Source organism: Escherichia sp. TC-EC600-tetX4 (assembly GCF_019356055.1).
Classification (GTDB): Bacteria; Pseudomonadota; Gammaproteobacteria; order Enterobacterales; family Enterobacteriaceae.
On sequence record NZ_CP079924.1, the window covers coordinates 3457507 to 3480464 of the forward strand.

At 51.0% G+C, this 22958-nt stretch carries 24 protein-coding genes and 1 pseudogene; 7 read left to right on the forward strand and 18 right to left on the reverse strand.

Annotated elements, in window-relative coordinates; genetic code table 11:
* Nucleotides 1–344: 344 nt before the first annotated feature.
* Together phoR and phoB are read right to left on the reverse strand one after the other, a co-directional pair.
* Complete coding sequence (phoR, locus tag KXD89_RS16805; RefSeq protein ID WP_000893623.1) at nt 345–1640, reverse strand: phosphate regulon sensor histidine kinase PhoR; 1296 nt, start codon at nt 1638–1640, stop codon at nt 345–347.
* 57 nt (nt 1641–1697) lie between these two features.
* The gene (gene phoB / locus KXD89_RS16810) at nt 1698–2387 is read right to left on the reverse strand and encodes a phosphate response regulator transcription factor PhoB (RefSeq protein WP_000113933.1); all 690 of its coding nucleotides are present in this window, start codon (nt 2385–2387) and stop codon (nt 1698–1700) included.
* 189 nt (nt 2388–2576) lie between these two features.
* Here phoB and sbcD point away from each other — a divergent pair, with 189 nt between their 5' ends.
* The 3 genes from sbcD (at nt 2577) to araJ (ending at nt 8232) form a co-directional block, all read left to right on the forward strand.
* Nucleotides 2577–3779, forward strand: a complete 1203-nt coding sequence (gene sbcD / locus KXD89_RS16815) for an exonuclease subunit SbcD (protein ID WP_001221319.1) — start codon at nt 2577–2579, stop codon at nt 3777–3779.
* Entirely contained in the window at nt 3776–6922 is a 3147-nt protein-coding gene (gene sbcC, locus KXD89_RS16820) for an exonuclease subunit SbcC (protein WP_000698951.1), read from the forward strand. Before sbcD ends, sbcC begins: the two co-directional genes overlap by 4 nt.
* A gap of 125 nt (nt 6923–7047) precedes the next feature.
* Nucleotides 7048–8232, forward strand: a complete 1185-nt coding sequence (araJ, locus tag KXD89_RS16825) for an MFS transporter AraJ (RefSeq protein WP_001326926.1) — start codon at nt 7048–7050, stop codon at nt 8230–8232.
* 244 nt (nt 8233–8476) lie between these two features.
* Here the strand turns inward: araJ and mak are convergent, their stop codons facing one another.
* Entirely contained in the window at nt 8477–9385 is a 909-nt protein-coding gene (gene mak / locus KXD89_RS16830; protein WP_001698066.1) for a fructokinase, read from the reverse strand.
* A gap of 124 nt (nt 9386–9509) precedes the next feature.
* Here mak and rdgC point away from each other — a divergent pair, with 124 nt between their 5' ends.
* The gene (gene rdgC / locus KXD89_RS16835) at nt 9510–10421 is read left to right on the forward strand and encodes a recombination-associated protein RdgC (RefSeq protein ID WP_001298537.1); all 912 of its coding nucleotides are present in this window, start codon (nt 9510–9512) and stop codon (nt 10419–10421) included.
* A gap of 77 nt (nt 10422–10498) precedes the next feature.
* Here the strand turns inward: rdgC and KXD89_RS16840 are convergent, their stop codons facing one another.
* The 7 genes and pseudogenes from KXD89_RS16840 to KXD89_RS16870 form a co-directional block, all read right to left on the reverse strand.
* Entirely contained in the window at nt 10499–10582 is an 84-nt protein-coding gene (locus tag KXD89_RS16840; protein WP_120795376.1) for a protein YkiD, read from the reverse strand.
* Nucleotides 10579–10920 (reverse strand): annotated as a pseudogene (locus KXD89_RS16845) (DUF2773 domain-containing protein); the annotation flags it as partial. The gene KXD89_RS16840 and the pseudogene KXD89_RS16845, both read right to left, overlap by 4 nt.
* 147 nt (nt 10921–11067) lie before the next feature.
* Nucleotides 11068–11352 (reverse strand): pyrimidine/purine nucleoside phosphorylase, encoded by a 285-nt coding sequence (ppnP, locus tag KXD89_RS16850; RefSeq protein WP_000941942.1) that lies wholly within the window; start codon nt 11350–11352, stop codon nt 11068–11070.
* Between the two features lie 71 nt (nt 11353–11423).
* Complete coding sequence (locus tag KXD89_RS16855) at nt 11424–12101, reverse strand: AroM family protein (protein ID WP_001276420.1); 678 nt, start codon at nt 12099–12101, stop codon at nt 11424–11426.
* Between the two features lie 257 nt (nt 12102–12358).
* Nucleotides 12359–12550, reverse strand: coding sequence for a protein YaiA (gene yaiA, locus KXD89_RS16860; protein ID WP_001142439.1), 192 nt, complete (start codon nt 12548–12550; stop codon nt 12359–12361).
* A gap of 49 nt (nt 12551–12599) precedes the next feature.
* A complete protein-coding gene (gene aroL, locus KXD89_RS16865; protein ID WP_000193393.1) occupies nt 12600–13124 on the reverse strand; it encodes a shikimate kinase AroL in 525 nt (174 codons plus the stop codon).
* Between the two features lie 182 nt (nt 13125–13306).
* Entirely contained in the window at nt 13307–13765 is a 459-nt protein-coding gene (locus KXD89_RS16870; RefSeq protein ID WP_000158159.1) for a YaiI/YqxD family protein, read from the reverse strand.
* A 119-nt stretch (nt 13766–13884) separates the two neighbouring features.
* Here KXD89_RS16870 and proC point away from each other — a divergent pair, with 119 nt between their 5' ends.
* Nucleotides 13885–14694, forward strand: coding sequence for a pyrroline-5-carboxylate reductase (gene proC / locus KXD89_RS16875; RefSeq protein ID WP_001295331.1), 810 nt, complete (start codon nt 13885–13887; stop codon nt 14692–14694).
* Between the two features lie 16 nt (nt 14695–14710).
* Here proC and adrA read toward each other — a convergent pair whose 3' ends face one another.
* From adrA to KXD89_RS16900, 5 genes are all read right to left on the reverse strand, one after another.
* The gene (gene adrA / locus KXD89_RS16880; protein WP_000484048.1) at nt 14711–15826 is read right to left on the reverse strand and encodes a diguanylate cyclase AdrA; all 1116 of its coding nucleotides are present in this window, start codon (nt 15824–15826) and stop codon (nt 14711–14713) included.
* A 101-nt stretch (nt 15827–15927) separates the two neighbouring features.
* A complete protein-coding gene (gene psiF / locus KXD89_RS16885; RefSeq protein WP_001295332.1) occupies nt 15928–16248 on the reverse strand; it encodes a phosphate starvation-inducible protein PsiF in 321 nt (106 codons plus the stop codon).
* A gap of 118 nt (nt 16249–16366) precedes the next feature.
* Complete coding sequence (phoA, locus tag KXD89_RS16890; protein ID WP_000814403.1) at nt 16367–17782, reverse strand: alkaline phosphatase; 1416 nt, start codon at nt 17780–17782, stop codon at nt 16367–16369.
* Between the two features lie 100 nt (nt 17783–17882).
* Nucleotides 17883–18143 (reverse strand): anti-adapter protein IraP, encoded by a 261-nt coding sequence (iraP, locus tag KXD89_RS16895; RefSeq protein ID WP_000792970.1) that lies wholly within the window; start codon nt 18141–18143, stop codon nt 17883–17885.
* Between the two features lie 181 nt (nt 18144–18324).
* Nucleotides 18325–18528: a hypothetical protein gene (locus KXD89_RS16900; protein ID WP_001300163.1), complete on the reverse strand. Its 204-nt coding sequence runs from the start codon at nt 18526–18528 to the stop codon at nt 18325–18327.
* A gap of 77 nt (nt 18529–18605) precedes the next feature.
* Here KXD89_RS16900 and ddlA point away from each other — a divergent pair, with 77 nt between their 5' ends.
* The gene (gene ddlA / locus KXD89_RS16905; protein ID WP_000413677.1) at nt 18606–19700 is read left to right on the forward strand and encodes a D-alanine--D-alanine ligase; all 1095 of its coding nucleotides are present in this window, start codon (nt 18606–18608) and stop codon (nt 19698–19700) included.
* A gap of 23 nt (nt 19701–19723) precedes the next feature.
* On the opposite strand, the gene KXD89_RS16910 is transcribed toward ddlA, so the two are convergent.
* Nucleotides 19724–19936 carry a DUF2754 domain-containing protein gene (locus KXD89_RS16910; RefSeq protein WP_001295334.1) on the reverse strand — a complete coding sequence of 71 codons (213 nt, stop codon included), beginning with the start codon at nt 19934–19936 and terminating at the stop codon, nt 19724–19726.
* A 259-nt stretch (nt 19937–20195) separates the two neighbouring features.
* Between KXD89_RS16910 and KXD89_RS16915 the strand changes: the two genes are divergently transcribed.
* Nucleotides 20196–20504 carry a YaiY family protein gene (locus KXD89_RS16915; RefSeq protein WP_000763151.1) on the forward strand — a complete coding sequence of 103 codons (309 nt, stop codon included), beginning with the start codon at nt 20196–20198 and terminating at the stop codon, nt 20502–20504.
* A 58-nt stretch (nt 20505–20562) separates the two neighbouring features.
* Here the strand turns inward: KXD89_RS16915 and yaiW are convergent, their stop codons facing one another.
* Nucleotides 20563–21657: a surface-exposed outer membrane lipoprotein YaiW gene (gene yaiW, locus KXD89_RS16920; protein ID WP_000092067.1), complete on the reverse strand. Its 1095-nt coding sequence runs from the start codon at nt 21655–21657 to the stop codon at nt 20563–20565.
* 12 nt (nt 21658–21669) lie between these two features.
* Nucleotides 21670–22890, reverse strand: a complete 1221-nt coding sequence (sbmA, locus tag KXD89_RS16925) for a peptide antibiotic transporter SbmA (protein ID WP_001301663.1) — start codon at nt 22888–22890, stop codon at nt 21670–21672.
* Nucleotides 22891–22958 lie beyond the last annotated feature (68 nt).

Below are 22958 nucleotides of genomic sequence, written 5' to 3' on the forward strand. Positions count from 1 at the left end.
GATACAGCGGTATATTTAAACAATTTTAGCGGGAAATACTCCCAACCAGGCGCGGCGAAGAATAGTTTTTCGATTTACCGCGTTAATGCAGTCAGTATGACAGCACCTGAAGCGCAATTTAAACGCTTATAACGTTTTAAAGCAAGGAGGGATCTAAAAACCAGAGGTATATAGCGATAAGAAATCACCAACCAGTATAAAACACTATTTCCGTGAAAAAGACATGGCTAATCATGCGAACAAAAAATCACCAATCGTTGTAAAATCTAACGCCCGTATTTTGACTGCAAAGAAAATAAGCCAGCATCGACTGGCTTATGGCAATAAAAGATGACAAAGGCGGATTAATCGCTGTTTTTGGCAATTAAACGTTCCGGGATAACAAAACTGAAACGTGTTCCTTTTCCTACTGTACTCTCAATATTCAGGCGACTTTCGTGATGATTCACAGCATGTTTCACGATCGCTAACCCTAATCCGCTACCGCCGGTTTGCCGGGAACGCGCTTTATCAACGCGATAAAAACGCTCGGTCAGGCGCGGAATATGCTCCGGTGCAATGCCCGGTCCGTTATCTTCAACGCTAAATTCGGCACCGTGCGGCACTCGCTGCCAGCGTACGGTGATATGCGTGCCTTCCGGCGTATGATTCACGGCGTTATAGACCAGGTTCGAAATCGCACTGCGTAGCTGATCTTCGTTGCCAGACACCTTGAGGCCGTTATCTATCTCAAAGGTAAATGTCTGTTTTTTCTGACTCAGAGTCTGAGCCTCGCGCTCAACAACGCGCAGCATCATCGGCACATCAACCTTTTCATTGAGCAAATGCGTCGGTGCGGCTTCTATTTTCGACAGCGTCAGCAATTGCTTCACCAGTCCTTCCATCCGCTGGGTCTGCTCGCGCATGGTGTGCAACGCTTTTTCGCGTACCGCGCCTTCCAGCGGCTGCTCATTCATCATCTCCAGGTAACCCTGTAACACGGTCAATGGCGTACGTAACTCATGGCTCACGTTGGCAAAAAAGTTACGCCGCGCCCCTTCCAGTTGATGCATTTGCGTGACATCACGCGCCACCATCAGCAACTGTTTGTGGGTATAAGGCATGACGCGAATTTCCAGATGCCGCCCGGTGTTGAGCACCAGATTGAGCGGGCGAGAAAAATCACGCGTTTTCAGATATTGCGTAAACTCCGGGTAACGCAGTAGGTTAAGGATGTTCTGCCCGTTATCTTCCGGCCAGCGCAAACCAAGAATTTGTTGCGCCAGACCGTTACACCAGAAAATACCGCCCTCTTCCGTGGTCAGCACCACCGCGTCGGGCAGCGACTCCGCGCCGCTACGAAAGCGTTTAATCAGATTGCCCAGTTCACGGCGGCGTTTTTTATTTCGCAGCTGCATCTGGTGTAAGCCGTATAGTAGCGGTTCCCAGCTACCACGCCCCGGTGGCGGGGTCATACTGCGATCCACCCACAGCCACCATGAAAGGCGCAATAAATTCCAGAAATGCCAGATAAGCAGTCCTGTTACCGATGCCAGCAAAAACCAGGGCAGGTAACCAAAAAATGCACCCAGGATGAAAGCCGGGAGGCAGCAAAGTAGCAGCTCCAGCACCAGCCTTTTCCACGACAGCCGTTCCAGCACGTAAGATACTCCAGTTAAGAAATCATAAGCCCTGCTCTGCGTCCGATGAGCAAGGCGTTAAAAGCGGGTTGAAAAACGATATCCTGTACCGCGCACGGTCTGCACCATGCGGTCATGCCCGCCGGGCTCCAGTGCTTTACGCAGGCGACGAATGTGGACATCGACCGTGCGGTCTTCCACATACACGTTAGTTCCCCAGACGTGGTTTAACAGCTGCTCGCGGCTGTACACGCGCTCAGGATGCGTCATAAAAAAGTGCAGCAGTTTAAATTCTGTCGGCCCCATCTCCAGCGGCTCTTCGCCCGCCATCACTCGGTGAGATGTCGGGTCGAGACTTAATCCCTGCATCTCAATCACCTCTTCCACCGCCATTGGCGAAATACGGCGCATTACCGCTTTGATTCGCGCCACCAGCTCCTTCGGCGAAAACGGCTTGGTGATATAGTCATCCGCGCCGGTTTCAAGGCCGCGCACGCGATCTTCTTCTTCCCCTCTGGCGGTCAACATCACCACTGGAATATCCCGGGTCATCGACTCGCGCTTGAGGTGTTTGATGAACTGGATACCGGAGCCGCCAGGTAACATCCAGTCGAGGAGAATTAAATCCGGCCAGGGTTCATTCAGTTGATTCACAGCACTGTCATAATCTTCCGCTTCGACCGGCTGAAAGCCATTTTGTTCGAGCACGAAGCAGACCATTTCGCGAATTGGAGCTTCATCTTCTACGACCAGAATACGTCTCGCCATGATTTGCCCTGTTGTAATAAATAGGTTGCGATCATTAATGCGACGTCATTATGCGTCAGATTTATGACAGATTTATGAAAAGCTCGTCGCACATATCTTCAGGTTATTGATTTCCGTGGCGCAGAAAAAAGCAAATGGCACATCTGTTTGGGTATAATCGCGCCCATGCTTTTTCGCCAGGGAACCGTTATGCGCATCCTTCACACCTCAGACTGGCATCTCGGCCAGAACTTCTACAGTAAAAGCCGCGAAGCTGAACATCAGGCTTTTCTTGACTGGCTGCTGGAGACAGCACAAACCCATCAGGTGGATGCGATTATTGTTGCCGGTGATGTTTTCGATACCGGCTCGCCGCCCAGTTACGCCCGCACGTTATACAACCGTTTTGTTGTCAATTTACAGCAAACTGGCTGTCATCTGGTGGTACTGGCAGGAAACCATGACTCGGTCGCCACGCTGAATGAATCGCGCGATATCATGGCGTTCCTCAATACTACCGTGGTCGCCAGCGCCGGACATGCGCCGCAAATCTTGCCTCGTCGCGACGGGACGCCAGGCGCAGTGCTGTGCCCCATTCCGTTTTTACGTCCGCGTGACATTATTACCAGCCAGGCGGGGCTTAACGGTATTGAAAAACAGCAGCATTTACTGGCAGCGATTACCGATTATTACCAACAACACTATGCCGATGCCTGCAAACTGCGCGGCGATCAGCCTCTGCCCATCATCGCCACGGGACATTTAACGACCGTGGGGGCCAGTAAAAGTGACGCCGTGCGTGACATTTATATTGGCACGCTGGACGCGTTTCCGGCACAAAACTTTCCACCAGCCGACTACATCGCGCTCGGGCATATTCACCGCGCACAGATTATTGGCGGCATGGAACATGTTCGCTATTGCGGCTCCCCCATTCCACTGAGTTTTGATGAATGCGGTAAGAGTAAATATGTCCATCTGGTGACATTTTCAAACGGCAAATTAGAGAGCGTGGAAAACCTGAACGTACCGGTAACGCAACCCATGGCAGTGCTGAAAGGCGATCTGGCGTCGATTACCGCACAGCTGGAACAGTGGCGCGATGTATCGCAGGAGCCACCTGTCTGGCTGGATATCGAAATCACTACTGATGAGTATCTGCATGATATTCAGCGCAAAATCCAGGCATTAACCGAATCATTGCCTGTCGAAGTATTGCTGGTACGTCGGAGTCGTGAACAGCGCGAGCGTGTGTTAGCCAGCCAACAGCGTGAAACCCTCAGCGAACTCAGCGTCGAAGAGGTGTTCAATCGCCGTCTGGCACTGGAAGAACTGGATGAATCGCAGCAGCAACGTCTGCAGCATCTTTTCACCACGACGTTGCATACCCTCGCCGGAGAACACGAAGCATGAAAATTCTCAGCCTGCGCCTGAAAAACCTGAACTCATTAAAAGGCGAATGGAAGATTGATTTCACCCGCGAGCCGTTCGCCAGCAACGGGCTGTTTGCTATTACCGGCCCAACAGGTGCGGGGAAAACCACCCTGCTGGACGCCATTTGTCTGGCGCTGTATCACGAAACTCCGCGTCTCTCTAACGTTTCACAATCGCAAAATGATCTCATGACCCGCGATACCGCCGAATGTCTGGCGGAGGTGGAGTTTGAAGTGAAAGGTGAAGCGTACCGTGCATTCTGGAGCCAGAATCGGGCGCGTAACCAACCCGACGGTAATTTGCAGGTGCCACGCGTAGAGCTGGCGCGCTGCGCCGACGGCAAAATTCTCGCCGACAAAGTGAAAGATAAGCTGGAACTGACAGCGACGTTAACCGGGCTGGATTACGGGCGCTTCACCCGTTCGATGCTGCTTTCGCAGGGGCAATTTGCTGCCTTCCTGAATGCCAAACCCAAAGAACGCGCGGAATTGCTCGAGGAGTTAACCGGCACTGAAATCTACGGGCAAATCTCGGCGATGGTTTTTGAGCAGCACAAATCGGCCCGCACAGAGCTGGAGAAGCTGCAAGCGCAGGCCAGCGGCGTCACGTTGCTCACGCCGGAACAAGTGCAATCGCTGACAGCGAGTTTGCAGGTACTTACTGACGAAGAAAAACAGTTAATTACCGCGCAGCAGCAAGAACAACAATCGCTAAACTGGTTAACGCGTCAGGACGAATTGCAGCAAGAAGCCAGCCGCCGTCAGCAGGCCTTGCAACAGGCGTTAGCCGAAGAAGAAAAAGCGCAACCTCAACTGGCGGCGCTTAGTCTGGCACAACCGGCACGAAATCTTCGTCCACACTGGGAACGCATCGCAGAACACAGCGCGGCGCTGGCGCATATTCGCCAGCAGATTGAAGAAGTAAATACTCGCTTACAGAGCACAATGGCGCTTCGCGCGAGCATTCGCCACCACGCGGCGAAGCAGTCAGCAGAATTACAGCAGCAGCAACAAAGCCTGAATACCTGGTTACAGGAACACGACCGCTTCCGTCAGTGGAACAACGAACCGGCGGGTTGGCGTGCGCAGTTCTCCCAACAAACCAGCGATCGCGAGCATCTGCGGCAATGGCAGCAACAGTTAACCCATGCTGAGCAAAAACTTAATGCGCTTGCGGCGATCACGTTGACGTTAACCGCCGATGAAGTTGCTACCGCCCTGGCGCAACATGCTGAGCAACGCCCACTGCGTCAGCACCTGGTCGCGCTGCATGGACAGATTGTTCCCCAACAAAAACGTCTGGCGCAGTTACAGGTCGCTATCCAGAATGTCACGCAAGAACAGACGCAACGTAACGCCGCACTTAACGAAATGCGCCAGCGTTATAAAGAAAAGACGCAGCAACTTGCCGATGTGAAAACCATTTGCGAGCAGGAAGCGCGCATCAAAACGCTGGAAGCTCAACGTGCACAGTTACAGGCGGGTCAGCCTTGCCCACTTTGTGGTTCCACCAGCCACCCGGCGGTCGAGGCGTATCAGGCGCTGGAGCCTGGCGTTAATCAGTCTCGATTACTGGCGCTGGAAAACGAAGTTAAAAAGCTCGGTGAAGAAGGTGCGACGCTACGTGGGCAACTGGACGCCATAACAAAGCAGCTTCAGCGTGATGAAAACGAAGCGCAAAGCCTCCGACAAGATGAGCAAGCACTTACTCAACAATGGCAAGCCGTCACGGCCAGCCTCAATATCACCTTGCAGCCACTGGACGATATTCAACCGTGGCTGGATGCACAAGATGAGCACGAACGCCAGCTGCGGTTACTCAGCCAACGGCATGAATTACAAGGGCAGATTGCCGCGCATAATCAGCAAATTATCCAGTATCAACAGCAAATTGAACAACGCCAGCAACTACTTTTAACGACATTGACGGGTTATGCACTGACATTGCCACAGGAAGATGAAGAAGAGAGCTGGTTGGCGACACGTCAGCAAGAAGCGCAGAGCTGGCAGCAACGCCAGAACGAATTAACCGCGCTGCAAAACCGTATTCAGCAGCTGACGCCGATTCTGGAAACGTTGCCGCAAAGTGATGAACTCCCGCACTGCGAAGAAACTGTGGTATTGGAAAACTGGCGGCAGGTACATGAACAATGTCTCGCATTACACAGCCAGCAGCAGACGTTACAGCAACAGGATGTTCTGGCGGCGCAAAGTCTGCAAAAAGCCCAGGCGCAGTTTGACACCGCGCTACAGGCCAGCGTCTTTGACGATCAGCAGGCGTTCCTTGCGGCGCTAATGGATGAACAAACACTAACGCAGCTGGAACAGCTCAAGCAGAATCTGGAAAACCAGCGCCGTCAGGCGCAAACTCTGGTCACTCAGACAGCAGAAACGCTGGCACAGCATCAACAACACCGACCTGACGACGGGTTGGCTCTCACTGTGACGGTGGAGCAGATTCAGCAAGAGTTAGCGCAAACTCACCAAAAGTTGCGTGAAAACACCACGAGTCAAGGCGAGATTCGCCAGCAGCTGAAGCAGGATGCAGATAACCGTCAGCAACAACAAACCTTAATGCAGCAAATTGCTCAAATGACGCAGCAGGTTGAGGACTGGGGATATCTGAATTCGCTAATAGGTTCCAAAGAGGGCGATAAATTCCGCAAGTTTGCCCAGGGGCTGACGCTGGATAATTTAGTCCATCTCGCTAATCAGCAACTTACCCGGCTGCACGGGCGCTATCTGTTACAGCGCAAAGCCAGCGAGGCGCTGGAAGTCGAGGTTGTTGATACCTGGCAGGCAGATGCGGTACGCGATACCCGTACCCTTTCCGGCGGCGAAAGTTTCCTCGTTAGTCTGGCGCTGGCGCTGGCGCTTTCGGATCTGGTCAGCCATAAAACACGTATTGACTCGCTGTTCCTTGATGAAGGTTTTGGCACGCTGGATAGCGAAACGCTGGATACCGCCCTTGATGCGCTGGATGCCCTGAACGCCAGTGGCAAAACCATCGGTGTGATTAGCCACGTAGAAGCGATGAAAGAGCGTATTCCGGTGCAGATCAAAGTGAAAAAGATCAACGGCCTGGGCTACAGCAAACTGGAAAGTACGTTTGCAGTGAAATAACTATTCAGCAGGATAATGAATACAGAGGGGCGAATTATCTCTTGGCCTTGCTGGTCGTTATCCTGCAAGCTATCACTTTATTGGCTACGGTGATTGGTAGCCGTTCTGGTGGTTGTGATGGTGGTATGAAAAAAGTCATTTTATCTTTGGCTCTGGGCACGTTTGGTTTGGGGATGGCCGAATTTGGCATTATGGGCGTGCTCACGGAGCTGGCGCATAACGTAGGAATTTCGATTCCTGCCGCCGGGCATATGATCTCGTATTATGCACTGGGGGTGGTGGTCGGTGCGCCAATCATCGCACTCTTTTCCAGCCGCTACTCACTCAAACATATCTTGTTGTTTCTGGTGGCGTTGTGCGTCATTGGCAACGCCATGTTCACGCTCTCTTCGTCTTACCTGATGCTCGCCATTGGTCGGCTGGTATCCGGCTTTCCGCATGGCGCATTTTTTGGCGTCGGAGCGATCGTGTTATCAAAAATTATCAAACCCGGAAAAGTCACCGCCGCCGTGGCGGGGATGGTTTCCGGGATGACAGTCGCCAATTTGCTGGGCATTCCGCTGGGAACGTATTTAAGTCAGGAATTTAGCTGGCGTTACACCTTTTTATTGATCGCTGTTTTTAATATTGCGGTGATGGCATCGGTCTATTTTTGGGTGCCAGATATTCGCGACGAGGCGAAAGGAAATCTGCGCGAACAATTTCACTTTTTGCGCAGCCCGGCCCCGTGGTTAATTTTCGCCGCCACGATGTTTGGCAACGCAGGTGTGTTTGCCTGGTTCAGCTACGTAAAGCCATACATGATGTTTATTTCCGGTTTTTCGGAAACGGCGATGACCTTTATTATGATGTTAGTTGGGCTAGGGATGGTGCTGGGAAATATGCTAAGTGGCAGGATTTCAGGACGTTATTCACCACTGCGCATTGCAGCAGTGACTGACTTTATAATTGTACTGGCACTGCTGATGCTCTTTTTCTGCGGCGGCATGAAAACAACGTCGCTTATTTTTGCTTTTATTTGTTGCGCGGGATTATTTGCCCTTTCAGCACCGCTACAAATATTGTTACTACAAAACGCCAAAGGCGGAGAGTTATTAGGTGCCGCAGGTGGGCAAATAGCGTTTAACCTCGGTAGCGCCGTCGGCGCATATTGCGGAGGTATGATGCTGACGCTGGGGCTGGCATATAATTACGTGGCGCTGCCTGCCGCCCTGCTTTCGTTTGCTGCGATGTCGTCGTTGCTGCTGTATGGTCGCTATAAGCGCCAGCAAGCGGCGGATACTCCGGTGCTGGCGAAACCACTGGGGTAGGTTATAGTCTCGGTGCTCATTACTTATTGCCGGATGCGGCGTGAACGCCTTATCCGCCCTACGCGGTTCTGGCACATTTTGCAGGCCTGATAAGACGCGGCAAGCGTCGCATCAGGCATCGGAGCACTTATTGCCGGATGCGGCGTGAACGCCTTATCCGGCCTACGGTTCTGGCACCTTTTGTAGGCCTGATAAGACGCGGCAAGCGTCGCATCAGGCATGATGCGCCAATTGCCTACGTTTTTTACTCTTGTGGCCATAACCACGCAGCGCCGCGTACGCCGCTGGAATCACCGTGCTTCGCCTTACGCACCGGCGTTTCACATTCGCCGCCGAAGACAAATTGTTTAATCAACTGCCCAACCGTTTGATATAAACGGTCTACATTGCTCATCCCGCCCCCCAGGACAATCACATCCGGATCGAGAATATTCACGACATGTGCCAGCGATTTTGCCAGCCGCAGCTCGTAGCGACGCAATGCCAGTTCCGCTACCGGATCGCTTTCTTCAACCAGGCGGATAATTTCACTGCCTTTCAGCGCATGTCCGCTCAAACGACGATAATCCATCGCGAATCCCGTGCCCGAAATAAAGGTTTCAATACAACCTTGTTTACCGCAATAACAAGAGACTTCCTCGCGATAACGCAGTTCGTCTTCGTCCATCCACGGTAGCGGATTGTGTCCCCACTCACCTGCCGTGCCATTGCCGCCGATATGCGCCCGCCCATTGAATGCCACGCCCGCGCCGCATCCCGTGCCGATAATCACGGCAAATACCGTCTGCGCTCCCGCTGCCGCGCCATCTACTGCTTCTGAAACCGCCAGACAGTTAGCGTCATTTGCCAGCCGCACTTCCCGCTGCAACCTCGCGCTTAAGTCTTTATCGAATGGCTGACCGTTGAGCCAGGTTGAATTGGCATTCTTCACCACACCGGTGTAAGGCGAAATTGAGCCAGGAATGCCCATACCTACCGTTCCGCGCTGCCCCGTCGCCTGCTCCGCCATATCAACCAACGTGGCGATCGTTTCAATAGTCTGCCGGTAATCATCACGCGGCGTGGGCAGACGATGGCGGTACAACTGCTCCCCTGCATCGCCCAGTGCAATCACTTCAGTTTTGGTGCCGCCTAAATCGATACCTATACGCACGGTACTCTCCTTATTTTTTTCAATATCAATAGCGTAGAGACGGACAACCGGATTGGCAATGCAAGGCCGCCGACAATTCGTTATCATGCCCGCTAAATTTAACGACAAGGCCGTGGAAATTATCATGCTGTGGTTCAAAAATTTAATGGTTTACCGTCTTAGCCGCGAGATTTCGCTGCGTGCAGAAGAGATGGAAAAACAGCTAGCCTCGATGGCATTTACCCCATGCGGCAGCCAGGACATGGCGAAGATGGGCTGGGTTCCTCCGATGGGATCGCACAGCGATGCGTTAACGCACGTTGCCAATGGTCAAATTGTTATCTGCGCGCGCAAAGAAGAAAAAATCCTCCCGTCTCCGGTGATTAAACAGGCGCTGGAAGCGAAAATCGCCAAACTGGAAGCGGAACAGGCGCGTAAGCTGAAGAAAACCGAAAAAGATTCGCTGAAAGACGAAGTGCTGCACTCTCTGCTGCCGCGTGCTTTCAGCCGTTTTAGCCAGACAATGATGTGGATCGACACGGTTAACGGTTTGATTATGGTGGACTGCGCCAGTGCCAAAAAAGCGGAAGATACGCTGGCATTACTGCGTAAAAGCCTGGGGTCGTTACCGGTTGTACCATTGAGCATGGAAAACCCGATTGAACTGACGCTGACCGAATGGGTTCGCTCCGGTAGTGCGGCACAGGGCTTCCAGCTGCTTGATGAAGCCGAGCTGAAATCGTTGCTGGAAGATGGCGGCGTGATCCGCGCGAAGAAACAAGATCTGACCAGCGAAGAGATCACCAATCACATTGAAGCCGGAAAAGTGGTGACTAAACTGGCGCTCGACTGGCAGCAGCGCATTCAGTTTGTGATGTGCGACGATGGTTCGCTCAAGCGTCTGAAGTTCTGCGACGAGCTGCGCGATCAAAACGAAGATATCGACCGTGAAGATTTCGCCCAGCGTTTTGATGCCGATTTCATCCTGATGACTGGTGAACTGGCAGCGTTAATTCAAAACCTGATTGAAGGATTAGGTGGCGAAGCACAACGTTAATTGCTGATTTTCCTTTAATGCCGGATGCGACGCCTGCCGCGTCTTATCCGGCGTACGAAGCCACACCAGGCATATAATTATTCGCTACGGCGAGCAATAATTTTTAGCGCAGCAATATTATGCGTTTTACGCTGTAACTTGCTCCATGGACGTTGTGTCATTGTTTTTCCTCAAGCCGGTGACGCGCTTCACTGCGAATTTTCCGCGTTGCCCCGGTTTTCACTAAATCACGTAACAGCGAAAGATCGGGTTGTTCGACAAATAAGAGTAATGATGGATCCTCTTTTAACCACGCCGTTTTCACATCGGCAGCCAGCTGTGGATTATTAATAGCCAGCGACCGATCCTGAGGCTCAGTCAATGTCGTTAACAACAACGCCGGGGTATGTGCGTTGCGCAATGCCGTTTGGCGTAAATGATCATTGCGACTTTGCAGCAATGCACGCCACCATTCATCATCTGATTTATCTTTTATCGTAGCCAGTTCCGCAACAATATCTGGAGATCTTCACTGATATTTATATCAACCTTGATAAATTATGAATATATCGGAAATTGAAAAAATCGCAGCAAAGGAAATATTATTATGGGCTAAAGAAAGGATATTTCAGAAAAATGCCCTCCCGTTCAAGGGGAAGGCGAGGAATTACAGATAGCGGCACAGATAAGAGGTGGGTTCGGCAACTTGCAGATGAAACTCACTGTGACCGGGAACATTAAACACCGAACCGGCTTCATACACCTGCCAGTCGGTCGCGTCAGGCAGTAACACATTCAGCGCGCCACTGATTACCGTCATCTCTTCCGGCTCAGCGGTGCTGAAGGTGTATTCGCCTTCAACCATAACACCCACGCTGGCGCGACCAGTGCTGCTGCTGGAAAAGCCGATTGATTTCACTTTGCCGGAAAAGTACTCATTACTTTGAAGCATAAACTGGCCCTGTTTGGTAGTTGAACATCTACTTCACTATAGGGGCCAGAGGCGCTGGCTGTCACGCAAAATTACACCAGTAATTCCGCAGCCAGCCGTGCAATCAATACGTTAGACAGCAAGACAGGAACATCGAGCTGTTTTTGCAGTAAATCGCGATGACGTTGGTGAAATCCTAAACAATCCAGCATGATGACATCAGCCCCTTTTGCCAGTAATTCTTTCCCGGCATCAATGATTTTTTGTTCTGAATCATGAATGGGGTTACCCAATGAAAATACCGGCGATTTCTGCAAAATTTGCCATTTTTGCGCCTGAACGGGCAGCATCTCCTCAACCGGAACGATAACCCCCACCTGATGATCTTCAACAATAGAGGAAACCAGTGGAGGCAATATTCGCGACGGCTCAAGAAAGATCGTATTACGCGCAGTCATACTACTAATGTTTGCTGTACTCATTAATAAAATGACGTCATAACCCTGATTATCGAGCACTTCAACCACACCTTGCAGGTCACGCTCCACTTTGCGACGCGAAACATGGGCCAGCTGGTTGTCATTTAATAATGTGAGAATGGTGTCTTCGCCTGCTTCTGGCGCGTACTCCGCCATCACTTCTTCACGACTTAACTTCCCCAGCAGGCTATGATGGGAAATATTATCTTCGTCAATGTATTCCGTCAGGAGCGGCAAAACTTCCTGCATAGGTACAATGCCGATGGTCAGGATCGCCAACGACGCACTCATTGTTCATCCACCTTACTTTTCTTTCGTCGTTAATTACCGGGCAAGTGTGAAGCACCACTGCTGACACTTACTTGTGCTACAAATGACAAAAAGCGTAGCAGCAGACGTGCACGGCATAATGTAAAGATTCCAAATGATTCCAGTAATGGATTGTTATTGTTTAATATTCTAATTATTAGAAAAACATGAATTATGAAAAATGTGACGCAGATCCCTTGTAGTGGCACTCAGAATCCCTTCCGAGCAGTCTGATGCGGTCACTCTTTGTCAGGGTCCTCATAGCGTTTTTTCGCATCCATCGCTTCCTGAGCGGTCGGATGTTCACTGATCAACGAGTCTGGTTTAGGATGATCGGCTCTGAGTTGGTACCAGGTTACCGTCTGTCCTGGCTTTCCTTTTTCAATCGTCACTATATATGCTTCACGAGGATAAGGCGGTTTCGTTGGCATCGTTCTTCCTTATTTCACGGGATGAACGTTAAGTATAGGCGCTCGAAAATCAACAATTGATCGTCTGTGCCAGGGCGCTGCGAATTTCAGAAATCACCTGGCTGGGTTCGTTTGTTGCGTCGATGATAATATGCGCAACTTCGCGATATAGCGCATCGCGTTCTTCCAGCACTTCCTGAACTTCTTCGCTCAGCGGTTTTCCCGTTAAGGTTGGCCGTAAATCTTCTTCCGGTGCAGCTTGCAGTCGGTTAACCAGGACTGATACTGGCGCACACAAATAAACCACGATCCCGTTATTTTGCATGAAGTGACGATTAAATTCCGTCAGAATAATGCCGCCGCCTGTAGCGATAACGGTGGATGGCGCAGTTACCGCTTCCAGCGCCGCCGTTTCTCTGGCGCGAAATCCCGCCCACTCTTCCCTTTCGACGATCTCCGCGACCGTCATATTGAGCTGTGATTGCAACCACTGATCGGTATCGACAAACCGACGGTTAAGCGAATCGGCAAGGGCCATTCCGACCGTTGTTTTACCACAGCCCCGAGGCCCGATCAGAAAAAGAGGTTGTGTCATCGTGGGTTTTCCCCAATAGGTCGCAATGCGGCGAAAGCCGGTGTCATGAGAATAGCGATCATACCATCAAACTAGTACAATTTCGATTGTAAAGAAAAAATTCCACTTAAAGTGAAAATCTCAATACACCCCTTACTATACCAATAAATATTCAAGAATGAAGTGTAAATAATAAATTACATTTAGCCACGACTACGTTGCACTTCCAGCCACCACTTCTCCAGCTCCGCGGCAAAGGCCTGGCGGTCACGTTGTGAAAGGCTATCTGGTCCGCCGGTCTGGATCCCACTGGCACGTAAGGTATCCATAAAATCGCGCATCGTCAGGCGCTCACGAATGGTCGCTGGCGTGTAACGTTCGCCGCGCGGATTAAGCGCCGCAGCGCCTTTCTCGATGGCTTCAGCAGCCAAAGGTATATCTGCGGTGATCACCAAATCGCCCGCTTCACACTGCCGGACAATTTCGTTATCGGCAACGTCGAAACCTGCCGCGACGCGCAGCGTACGAATAAATCGCGATGGCGGCACGCGTAAACTCTGGTTTGCTACCAGTACCAGCGGCATCTGCATACGTTCCGCCGCGCGATACAAAATCTCTTTAATTACATTGGGACACGCGTCGGCATCCACCCAAATTGTCATAAAGTCATCCTTTGTTGGGTAATCCTCTATTGTGTCGCGCTTTTGCCTTCCGGCATAGTTCTGTTTATGCTTCTGCCAGCGATTATCAAAACAATGAATTTCACGGCAGGAGTGAGGCAATGGAAAAGAAAATCGGTTTTATTGGCTGCGGCAATATGGGAAAAGCCATTCTCGGCGGTCTGATTGCCAGCGGTCAGGTGCTTCCAGGGCAAATCTGGGTATACACCCCCTCCCCGGATAAAGTCGCCGCCCTGCATGACCAGTTCGGCATCAACGCCGCAGAATCGGCGCAAGAAGTGGCGCAAATCGCCGACATCATTTTTGCTGCCGTTAAACCTGGCATCATGATTAAAGTGCTTAGCGAAATCACCTCCAGCCTGAATAAAGACTCTCTGGTCGTTTCTATTGCTGCAGGTGTCACGCTCGACCAGCTTGCCCGCGCGCTGGGCCATGACCGGAAAATTATCCGCGCCATGCCGAACACTCCCGCACTGGTTAATGCCGGGATGACCTCCGTAACGCCAAACGCGCTGGTAACCCCAGAAGATACCGCTGATGTGCTGAATATTTTCCGCTGCTTTGGCGAAGCGGAAGTAATTGCTGAGCCGATGATCCACCCGGTGGTCGGTGTGAGCGGTTCTTCGCCAGCCTACGTATTTATGTTTATCGAAGCGATGGCCGACGCCGCCGTGCTGGGCGGGATGCCACGCGCCCAGGCGTATAAATTTGCCGCTCAGGCGGTAATGGGTTCCGCAAAAATGGTGCTGGAAACGGGAGAACATCCGGGGGCACTGAAAGATATGGTCTGCTCACCGGGAGGCACCACCATTGAAGCGGTACGCGTACTGGAAGAGAAAGGCTTCCGTGCTGCAGTGATCGAAGCGATGACGAAGTGTATGGAAAAATCAGAAAAACTCAGCAAATCCTGATGACTTTCGCCGGACGTCAGGCCGCCACTTCGGTGCGGTTACGTCCGGCTTTCTTTGCTTTGTAAAGCGCCAAATCTGCCGATTTCAACCACTCACGATAGTGACTCATTTGTGGGTTCAGCGGCGCAACCCCCACACTAATCCGTAAAGTTACCTGTGGCGTATTCGGCAAACGTAATGTATTTAGCCCTTCATGCACCCGTAACATGGCGGTAATGGCGCTCTCAGCTGGCGTACCGGACATGATTACTGCAAACTCATCGCCGCCAAACCGACCAATCACATCGCTACCGCGCAGGGTAATTTGTAACTGTCGGGTAAGCGCCACAATCGCTTCATCGCCCACATCATGGCCCCAGGTATCGTTGATGCTCTTGAAATGGTCGATATCGATAATCAGTAACGTTGCATCGCGATTATGCCGCCGACAGTTATCAAATTCATTGCGTAACATAGTTTCCCAATGACGTCGGTTATACACGCCCGTCATGCCGTCGCGGGTACTCATGACCTGCAACCTGCGTTTATGTTCCGCCAGTTTGGTTGCCGTCTGGTAGCTGACCCAGCCAAACAGCAGAGGATAAATGACAATAATGGGAAGGGAGAGCCACCATTCCAGCGGCGCACTATTGAACGACACGGTAATGCCCGTCAGCTCGAGGGTGACAAGGCAGGAAACCACCATCAACACCAGACCCGCGACAAACAGACGGGGGCCGCCTGCCCCCATCAAATTCAGACACATAATCATCAACATCGCGGTGGAAGGCAGCACGTTTACGCCCATTACGCCTACCCACATTCCCGCTAATACTGCATCGGTTTTTAAGTTGTAAATTTCCCGGCTAAGCGGATCGACGGCCCTGCTCGCTATCTGCCAGGCTAAATGCGGCCAGACGAACGCCCAGCCGACCAACACCAGCCACCACCAGCCCGGCGGCGGGTGTGAAACCAGCGTTGAAGCAATCGGTAAGAACATGCCAGCCAGGCCAACCGCACGGGGTAGTCTGACGCGACGGGCGAAGCGCAGCCCGGACCGCTGATGTTCGTTTTGAGGAGTTAAAGGAGGTTCCTCCCCGTGCGCCGCCGCTTTTTTGAAAAAGTTTTCATCATTCATTATTTTTGGGAACATTCAGAAACAATTTTCCCAAATTATAGAGACGGAGCTAAAGGCAGAAGTATGATATTTCGGGTGAGCCATTTTCGTAGCTCACCCGTTAGCACTATCAGGTATCAGGCGGCTTTCTTGAGGCAGGCACTCATAAACTTATTACGATCATCACCTTTCAGAGATTGTTGTGTTGCTTGATTATTGCATTCGCGCATCTTTTGCTGCTGTGGCGTCAAACTTTTTTCGCCAGGCGCAGACTTGCTGTTCTTCAGGCAATCACTCATGTAGGTCTTACGAGCATCCCCTTTCAACGCCTGCGCCGTCGCCTGCTGATTACAGGAGGTCATACGCTGTTGTTGTGGGGTTAAAGTTCTCTCGGCAGCGCCGACGGTGGTTAAAAAAACCAGACCGAAAAGCAAGGTAACCAGTAATGTTATTTTCATAGCACCATCCCTCTTCATGTTTTAACCATGAGCGTATGCGCCCGTGATCTGCCATTAAGTCTGGTTGCTAACAGCAAAAAAACCACCCGGCAGCGAAAATTCACTGCCGGGCGCGGTTTTATTTCAGCCCCAGAGCGGCTTTCATGGTGTAGAAGAGATCGGTCTGGTCGGTCAGTCCAACAACATTGGCGGCATGCGGGCCATACGCCGCAATACGCAACTGACTGCCGGTATGTTCTTGTGAATCCTCTTCGGAGTTCCCGTAACTCATCACCATCACTGCGCCATCTTTGGTATTTAGCGCCTGGGTGAGGCCCGGAGCTTTGGTATCCGGCGCAACAATCTGGCTGGCGTGGGCGTGATCAGCGGTGACTATGACCAGCGTGTTACCCTCCTTTTTAGCGAATTCCAGCGCCCGTTGTACGGCTTCATCGAGATCGACCGTCTCGCCAATTTGCCCACAAGGATTCGCAGCATGATCCTGTTTATCGATTGACGCACCTTCAACTTGCAGGAAAAAGCCTTTCTCATTTTTACTCAACAATTCAATGGCTTTGTCGGTCATCTGCGCCAGGGTTGGTACACTGTCATTACGTTGCGGATTTGGCGTACAGGTGACTGCGGGCTTATCGATATTGCCATGGTACGTTGCTTTCGGTCCTAGCCAGCGCACTGGCATATTGCCGTCAGCAAACAGGCCAAGCAGGGGTTTTTGCTGATTCGCTTCCGTCACCGAATTCAGTGAGGCAGCATCGCTCACCAACTGATAACCACGCGCCTGTGCCTGTTCACGCAGCGTTTTTCCCTGCCATTCACCAGCGGTTGCCGTTTCAGCAAAGGTTTTTGCGCCGCCGCCAAGCGTAACGTCGGCACGAGCGTTAAGCAGCTGTTCGGTAATCGATCCTTTTCCGCCTTTTTCCAGAGCGTTACCCGGACATTTTTCACTGGTCGCGCTCGGACCGTAGCATTTGCGCGAGGTCACATGTGCCACCAGCGCAGCGGGCGTGGCATCCTGCAACTCTGCGGTAGAAACGTTACCGGTCGCCAGACCTGCGGCTTTTGCCATTTCCAGAATCGTTGGGTGATCTTTTTCGTGAATATCGACGCCCAGCGCGCCGTTATAGGTTTTGACACCGGTTGACCAGGCGGTTGCTGATGCAGCCGAGTCGGTGACGTAGTCCGGTTTGCCGGTTTTTTTATTCAGCGCATAGTGAGTGTATTGCCCGGTAAGCGGTAAGGCATCTATACCTTTAAAAAAGCCGCCCGCACCTTCGGCATAATTACGTGCGGCAGTAATTTCCGAGTCCCCCATCCCATCGCCAATCAGCAAAATAATATTTTTTGCAGGTTTATCGCTAAGAGAATCACGCAGAGCGGCAGTCTGATCACCCGTTAAACGGCGAGCACCGCCGGGTGCAGTAATATCGCCCTGAGCAGCCCGGTTTTCCAGAACAGGCATTTCTGGTGTCCGGGCTTTTGTCACAGGGGTAAACAGTAACGGTAAGAGTGCCAGTGCAATAGTGCTTTGTTTCACTTTATTTTCTCCATGTACAAATACATTAAAAAATAAAAACAAAGCGACTATAAGTCTCGGCCGTGACAACTTTATGACAGCTGTTGAAAAGATTAACTTTTTACTGACGAGGATGCTTCAATAACTTCTTTACGTAATCGCGCAGCAGCTCCGTATCGTCGTCAGGAATGCTGGCATCGGGCTTTACCTCGTACAGCGCCCCCTCTACCTGATCAATCAACCGCTGTTGGTCATTTTGCGCCATATTGCGAAGCATTGCAGTGACGATAATCTCCAAAGCTTCTACCTGCGCACACAGTTCTTTCGACTCTTCTTCTTTTTGGGCAAGCTTAAATAACAACTCAGCAATGAGATTTTTCATGTCTGTATTTCCTTATCCAAAGTATGGAGAAGTTAACATTATGTTTCACAACTTCATAGTGTCTGGAAGTATTATTTTTATGACAAAGGAAATACTTTGCGCAAATATTTTTTGTTTGATTACCAGCGAAACGTTTCTCTTATTTAAATAATTACCCACACAAAATATAGGCTTTTAATTATCAACCTTTATTATAAATAAAAGTTATGAAATATATTCTCTTCGTTAACTTATAATTAAGAGAAAAAAACTCACCGCATGGCCATTTAAGCCAGGAATAAATTAGCTTCCCGTTCATCATTTTTGTGATCTTGCGCACATCTTTGAGATAACGCACTTTCTTCACCAGTACGTTGCACGCTTTGTCAGCAGAAGATTGCAACAATCTTTCAGAAGGCCGCGAATCCCCCGTTTTGTCGTGGTAATGTATGCACTTTGTGTTAGACGGGATAGGTTTTTAAGATGGAAAAACTGCGGGTAGGAATCGTTTTTGGTGGTAAATCAGCGGAACATGAAGTGTCTCTGCAATCGGCAAAAAACATTGTCGATGCCATTGATAAAAGTCGCTTCGACGTTGTGCTGCTGGGCATTGATAAACAAGGGCAATGGCACGTCAGCGATGCCAGCAATTATCTGCTAAATGCAGACGATCCTGCCCATATTGCGTTGCGCCCTTCGGCGACCAGCCTTGCGCAGGTGCCAGGTAAACATGAGCATCAGCTTATCGACGCGCAAAACGGTCAGCCGTTGCCGACGGTGGATGTCATTTTCCCGATTGTCCACGGTACGCTGGGCGAAGATGGTTCCTTGCAGGGAATGCTGCGGGTCGCCAATTTACCGTTTGTAGGTTCTGATGTTCTGGCTTCAGCAGCCTGTATGGACAAAGATGTCACCAAACGTCTGCTACGCGATGCCGGGCTGAACATTGCGCCATTTATTACCCTGACGCGCGCCAATCGTCACAACATTAGTTTTGCCGAAGTGGAGTCTAAACTGGGGTTACCACTGTTTGTAAAACCGGCTAATCAGGGCTCTTCTGTTGGTGTCAGCAAAGTAACCAGTGAAGAACAGTACGCAATTGCCGTCGATCTGGCGTTCGAGTTCGATCATAAAGTGATCGTTGAGCAAGGGATCAAAGGTCGTGAGATCGAATGCGCAGTTCTGGGCAACGACAATCCGCAAGCCAGCACCTGTGGAGAGATCGTACTCACCAGCGATTTCTATGCCTACGACACCAAGTACATTGACGAAGATGGCGCGAAAGTGGTAGTTCCGGCAGCCATTGCGCCAGAAATCAACGATAAGATCCGGGCGATTGCCGTTCAGGCTTATCAAACGTTGGGATGCGCAGGCATGGCGCGTGTAGACGTGTTTTTAACCCCAGAGAACGAAGTGGTGATCAACGAGATCAACACCCTGCCTGGCTTCACTAATATCAGTATGTATCCGAAGCTGTGGCAAGCCAGCGGTCTGGGTTACACCGATCTGATCACACGTTTGATTGAACTGGCGCTGGAGCGTCACGCTGCGGATAACGCATTGAAAACCACAATGTAATATTTTAACGCCCGATAATATTCTTATTGGGCGTTTTCAGTTTCTTCATCGCGACGACGAATAATCAACCCCGCCAGCCAGAAACTAATCACCCACGTCACCAGACCGACGGCATAGGTCTGCCAACCTTTTGCTTCAAATCCCAGTAACCCCACCACGCCATTAAGAATGAATATAAGGCCAATGGCGAACGCATAGTAGTGCCAGTCACGGCGGATTTTTACAGGCAGATTCATGGCAGCTCCGTTAACGAAAAACAACATCCTTGCATATTCTGCAACAACCGTCTGTGGTGTAGACAACATTTTCGTAATTGTTAATAAATTTAACTTAAGGTTGCCATTTTGTGACTCACAACGAAGATTCACGCTTCGGGAATATTCCCAACATCAATTTACCATGATTCTGATATTGACAATCTAAATGACCTGTCAGACTTGCCATAAGCCGCTGGTATCACACCAGAAGAGAAGCAGATGACTTCCGGAGGTTTTTATGGCTGATTTCACCCTGTCAAAATCGCTGTTTAGCGGAAAATATCGCAATGCCTCTTCAACGCCTGGCAACATTGCCTATGCGTTGTTTGTGCTGTTTTGCTTTTGGGCTGGGGCGCAATTGCTGAACCTGTTAGTGCATGCGCCCGGCGTCTATGAGCGTTTAATGCAGGTCCAGGAAACAGGTCGCCCACGGGTGGAAATTGGTTTAGGTGTCGGCACCATTTTCGGGCTGATCCCGTTTTTAGTAGGCTGCCTCATTTTTGCAGTGGTGGCGCTATGGCTGCACTGGCGACATCGCCGCCAGTAAGTTTTACATTGTCAGATGCGGCCTGAAACGCCTTATCTGGCCTGACATTCCTGTTTGATCACTGTTTCATACAACGCGCCCGCCGTTCGTCTACGCGCTTCGCAAACCAGGCCGTAGTCAGGTTGCGGGTGATTTTCGGGCTTTCCAGTTGAATGCCAGGCAACATTTCGCGGGGGAGTGATTTACCCGTTTTCGTTTCGGCAAGTTGATAAACTTTCTTGTACAGCGCCGTCTCCTCAAAAGAGAAGCTGTCACCTTTCTCTAACTGACGGCGAATTTCGCTGTCGCTCATCCCCAGTTTTGCAGCCAGTTTGCGCGTTGCCAGTTCGGTTTTCCCGGGTTCTTTACTGTCGTAACGAATTAAATCACCGTCCAGTGCCAGCTTCACGCCGCTGGCCTTACTGACCGCGTTCTGAAACGCGGCATTACGGCTGGCGTACCAGCCAGCGTTAAAATCAGCAAAACGGTATATCGGTGCGCTATAACTGGCGGGATAATTCAGTAAATGGTAAGTACCAAACCACAACCCGCCGCGGCGACTGAAGACTTCCTGACGGACTGTACCGTCCATTTTCCACGGATACCCTTTGGTATGCTGTTCGGCAAAAGCAATGCTGACCTGCATCGGCCCACCGGTGCGCACCGGATTGAGCGAACCAAACAGCGTCTGCCCCATTGGCACCATGTTGATCAGATCGTCAAAAATCGCGCTCAATTGCTTTTCTGTACGCACCGAATCTAACCGTTCGCTATAACTTTTGCCGTTTGGCGATTTGATTTTTAGCGCGGTATGAACCAGAAAAGCAGGAATGTGCATCCGTTCAGCACGACGGTCAATCTCTTGCCAGGCGATCTTGCTTAAGCCCGGAACGGCCGGATCTGCCTGATAATTTGACTCCTGCTGCGCCACCGCCAGCACCGAGCAGACGTTTTCCAGCGTCGGTGCCAGCCCCTGACTTTCAAAGGTGGTGGCGAGATCTTTCGCCCAGGCATCGCGGTCTTTCACGCTCGCAGGCATCTTCTGCCGCACGACGCTCGCTACATCTATCGCTTTTTCGCCCTTTTTCAACGGTTGCGGAGCCTGACTACTACACCCCGCTAAAACCAGAACCGCCAACAATGACAGCGAAGATAGAGGATTGACGCGCGACATTACTTCTCCTTTTTAGCTCAAGGTATGGGTTACTTCCTGAATTTTGTCACCATCCAGCTCATGTTCAAAGCTGCGCAGACGTTTGTAGATAGACATCAACTCAACCAGTGTGGTCCATGAGTTAATCAGGTACTGGAAAGCACCGCGAACCTGACCAAAAACGTTGGTAATCTGCGTCATCAGGCCGAGCGTAATCGTACCGGCAACAATTGACGGAAACAGCAAGAACAAACCGAAAACGTTATCGACCTGCAAATAGAGAATGCGGGCGATGTTGAAATACATATAGTGAAAATAGAGGCGGAAATAGTTTTTCCGTACGGCGCTAAACAGCTCGCGTACCGTAGGCGGCGTCGCGCGCGTGGCATCGTCTTCACCATAAACCAGCTCTTTACGGTAGGCAGCCTCTACACGCTGGTTTTTAAACTCCAGCCCCGGCAGTTTGATCCCTACCACTGCCAGCAATCCGGTCCCCATCAGCGACCAGACGATTGCGGCAATCACCAGACCATACGGAATGTGCCCGATAATCGGCAGCTCCGGCACATGCGCGGAGAGCGTTACCAGCACCGGCAGGAAGGCGATCAACGTCATGATGGCGTTGATAAAACTGACGCCCATATTCTCCAGCGTTGAAGCAAAACGCATGGTGTCTTCCTGCACACGCTGTGCGGCCCCTTCGATATGACGCAGTTGTTGCCAGTTCGCCATGTAATATTCGTTCATCGCTGTACGCCAGCGGAACACGTAGTGACTGACAAAGAAGTTGTTCAGCACACTGATCACCACAGCGATCAGCGCAATCCCCAGAAAGACGCCCACTTCGCGGTAAAATTGTTCGATGGTGACTTTATGCGGCGAACTTAGCGCGGTTTGAATCAGATCATAGAACGGCGCATACCAGGCGTTGACGGCGACCCCGACTTCCACCAAAAACCAGGTGACGAAGATGATCAGTGCAGTACCGAGTATTGACCAGTATTGCCAACGATGCGGGCTGTAGATAAACCAGAACAATGCAAAAAGTCCTACGCAAACAATGTAGTAAGCGTAAAAAATCAGGAAATCCAACGACCAGAAACGCGCGGCGCTAATCGGGATCTGCCCGGAAGCGCCGGTGATACGCGCCACCCAGTCACCCCCACCGGCTTGCCAGAAGATAACGGCAATCAATGCCCAAACGAAGGCCGAGAGAAAAAACGTTCCCGGCTTTGGGAAAAAAGACTTAAACATATGCACTCCTGCTAACTTCTTATCGTTTTAACAACTGCTGTGTATTAACCGCATGACCGCTACAAAGC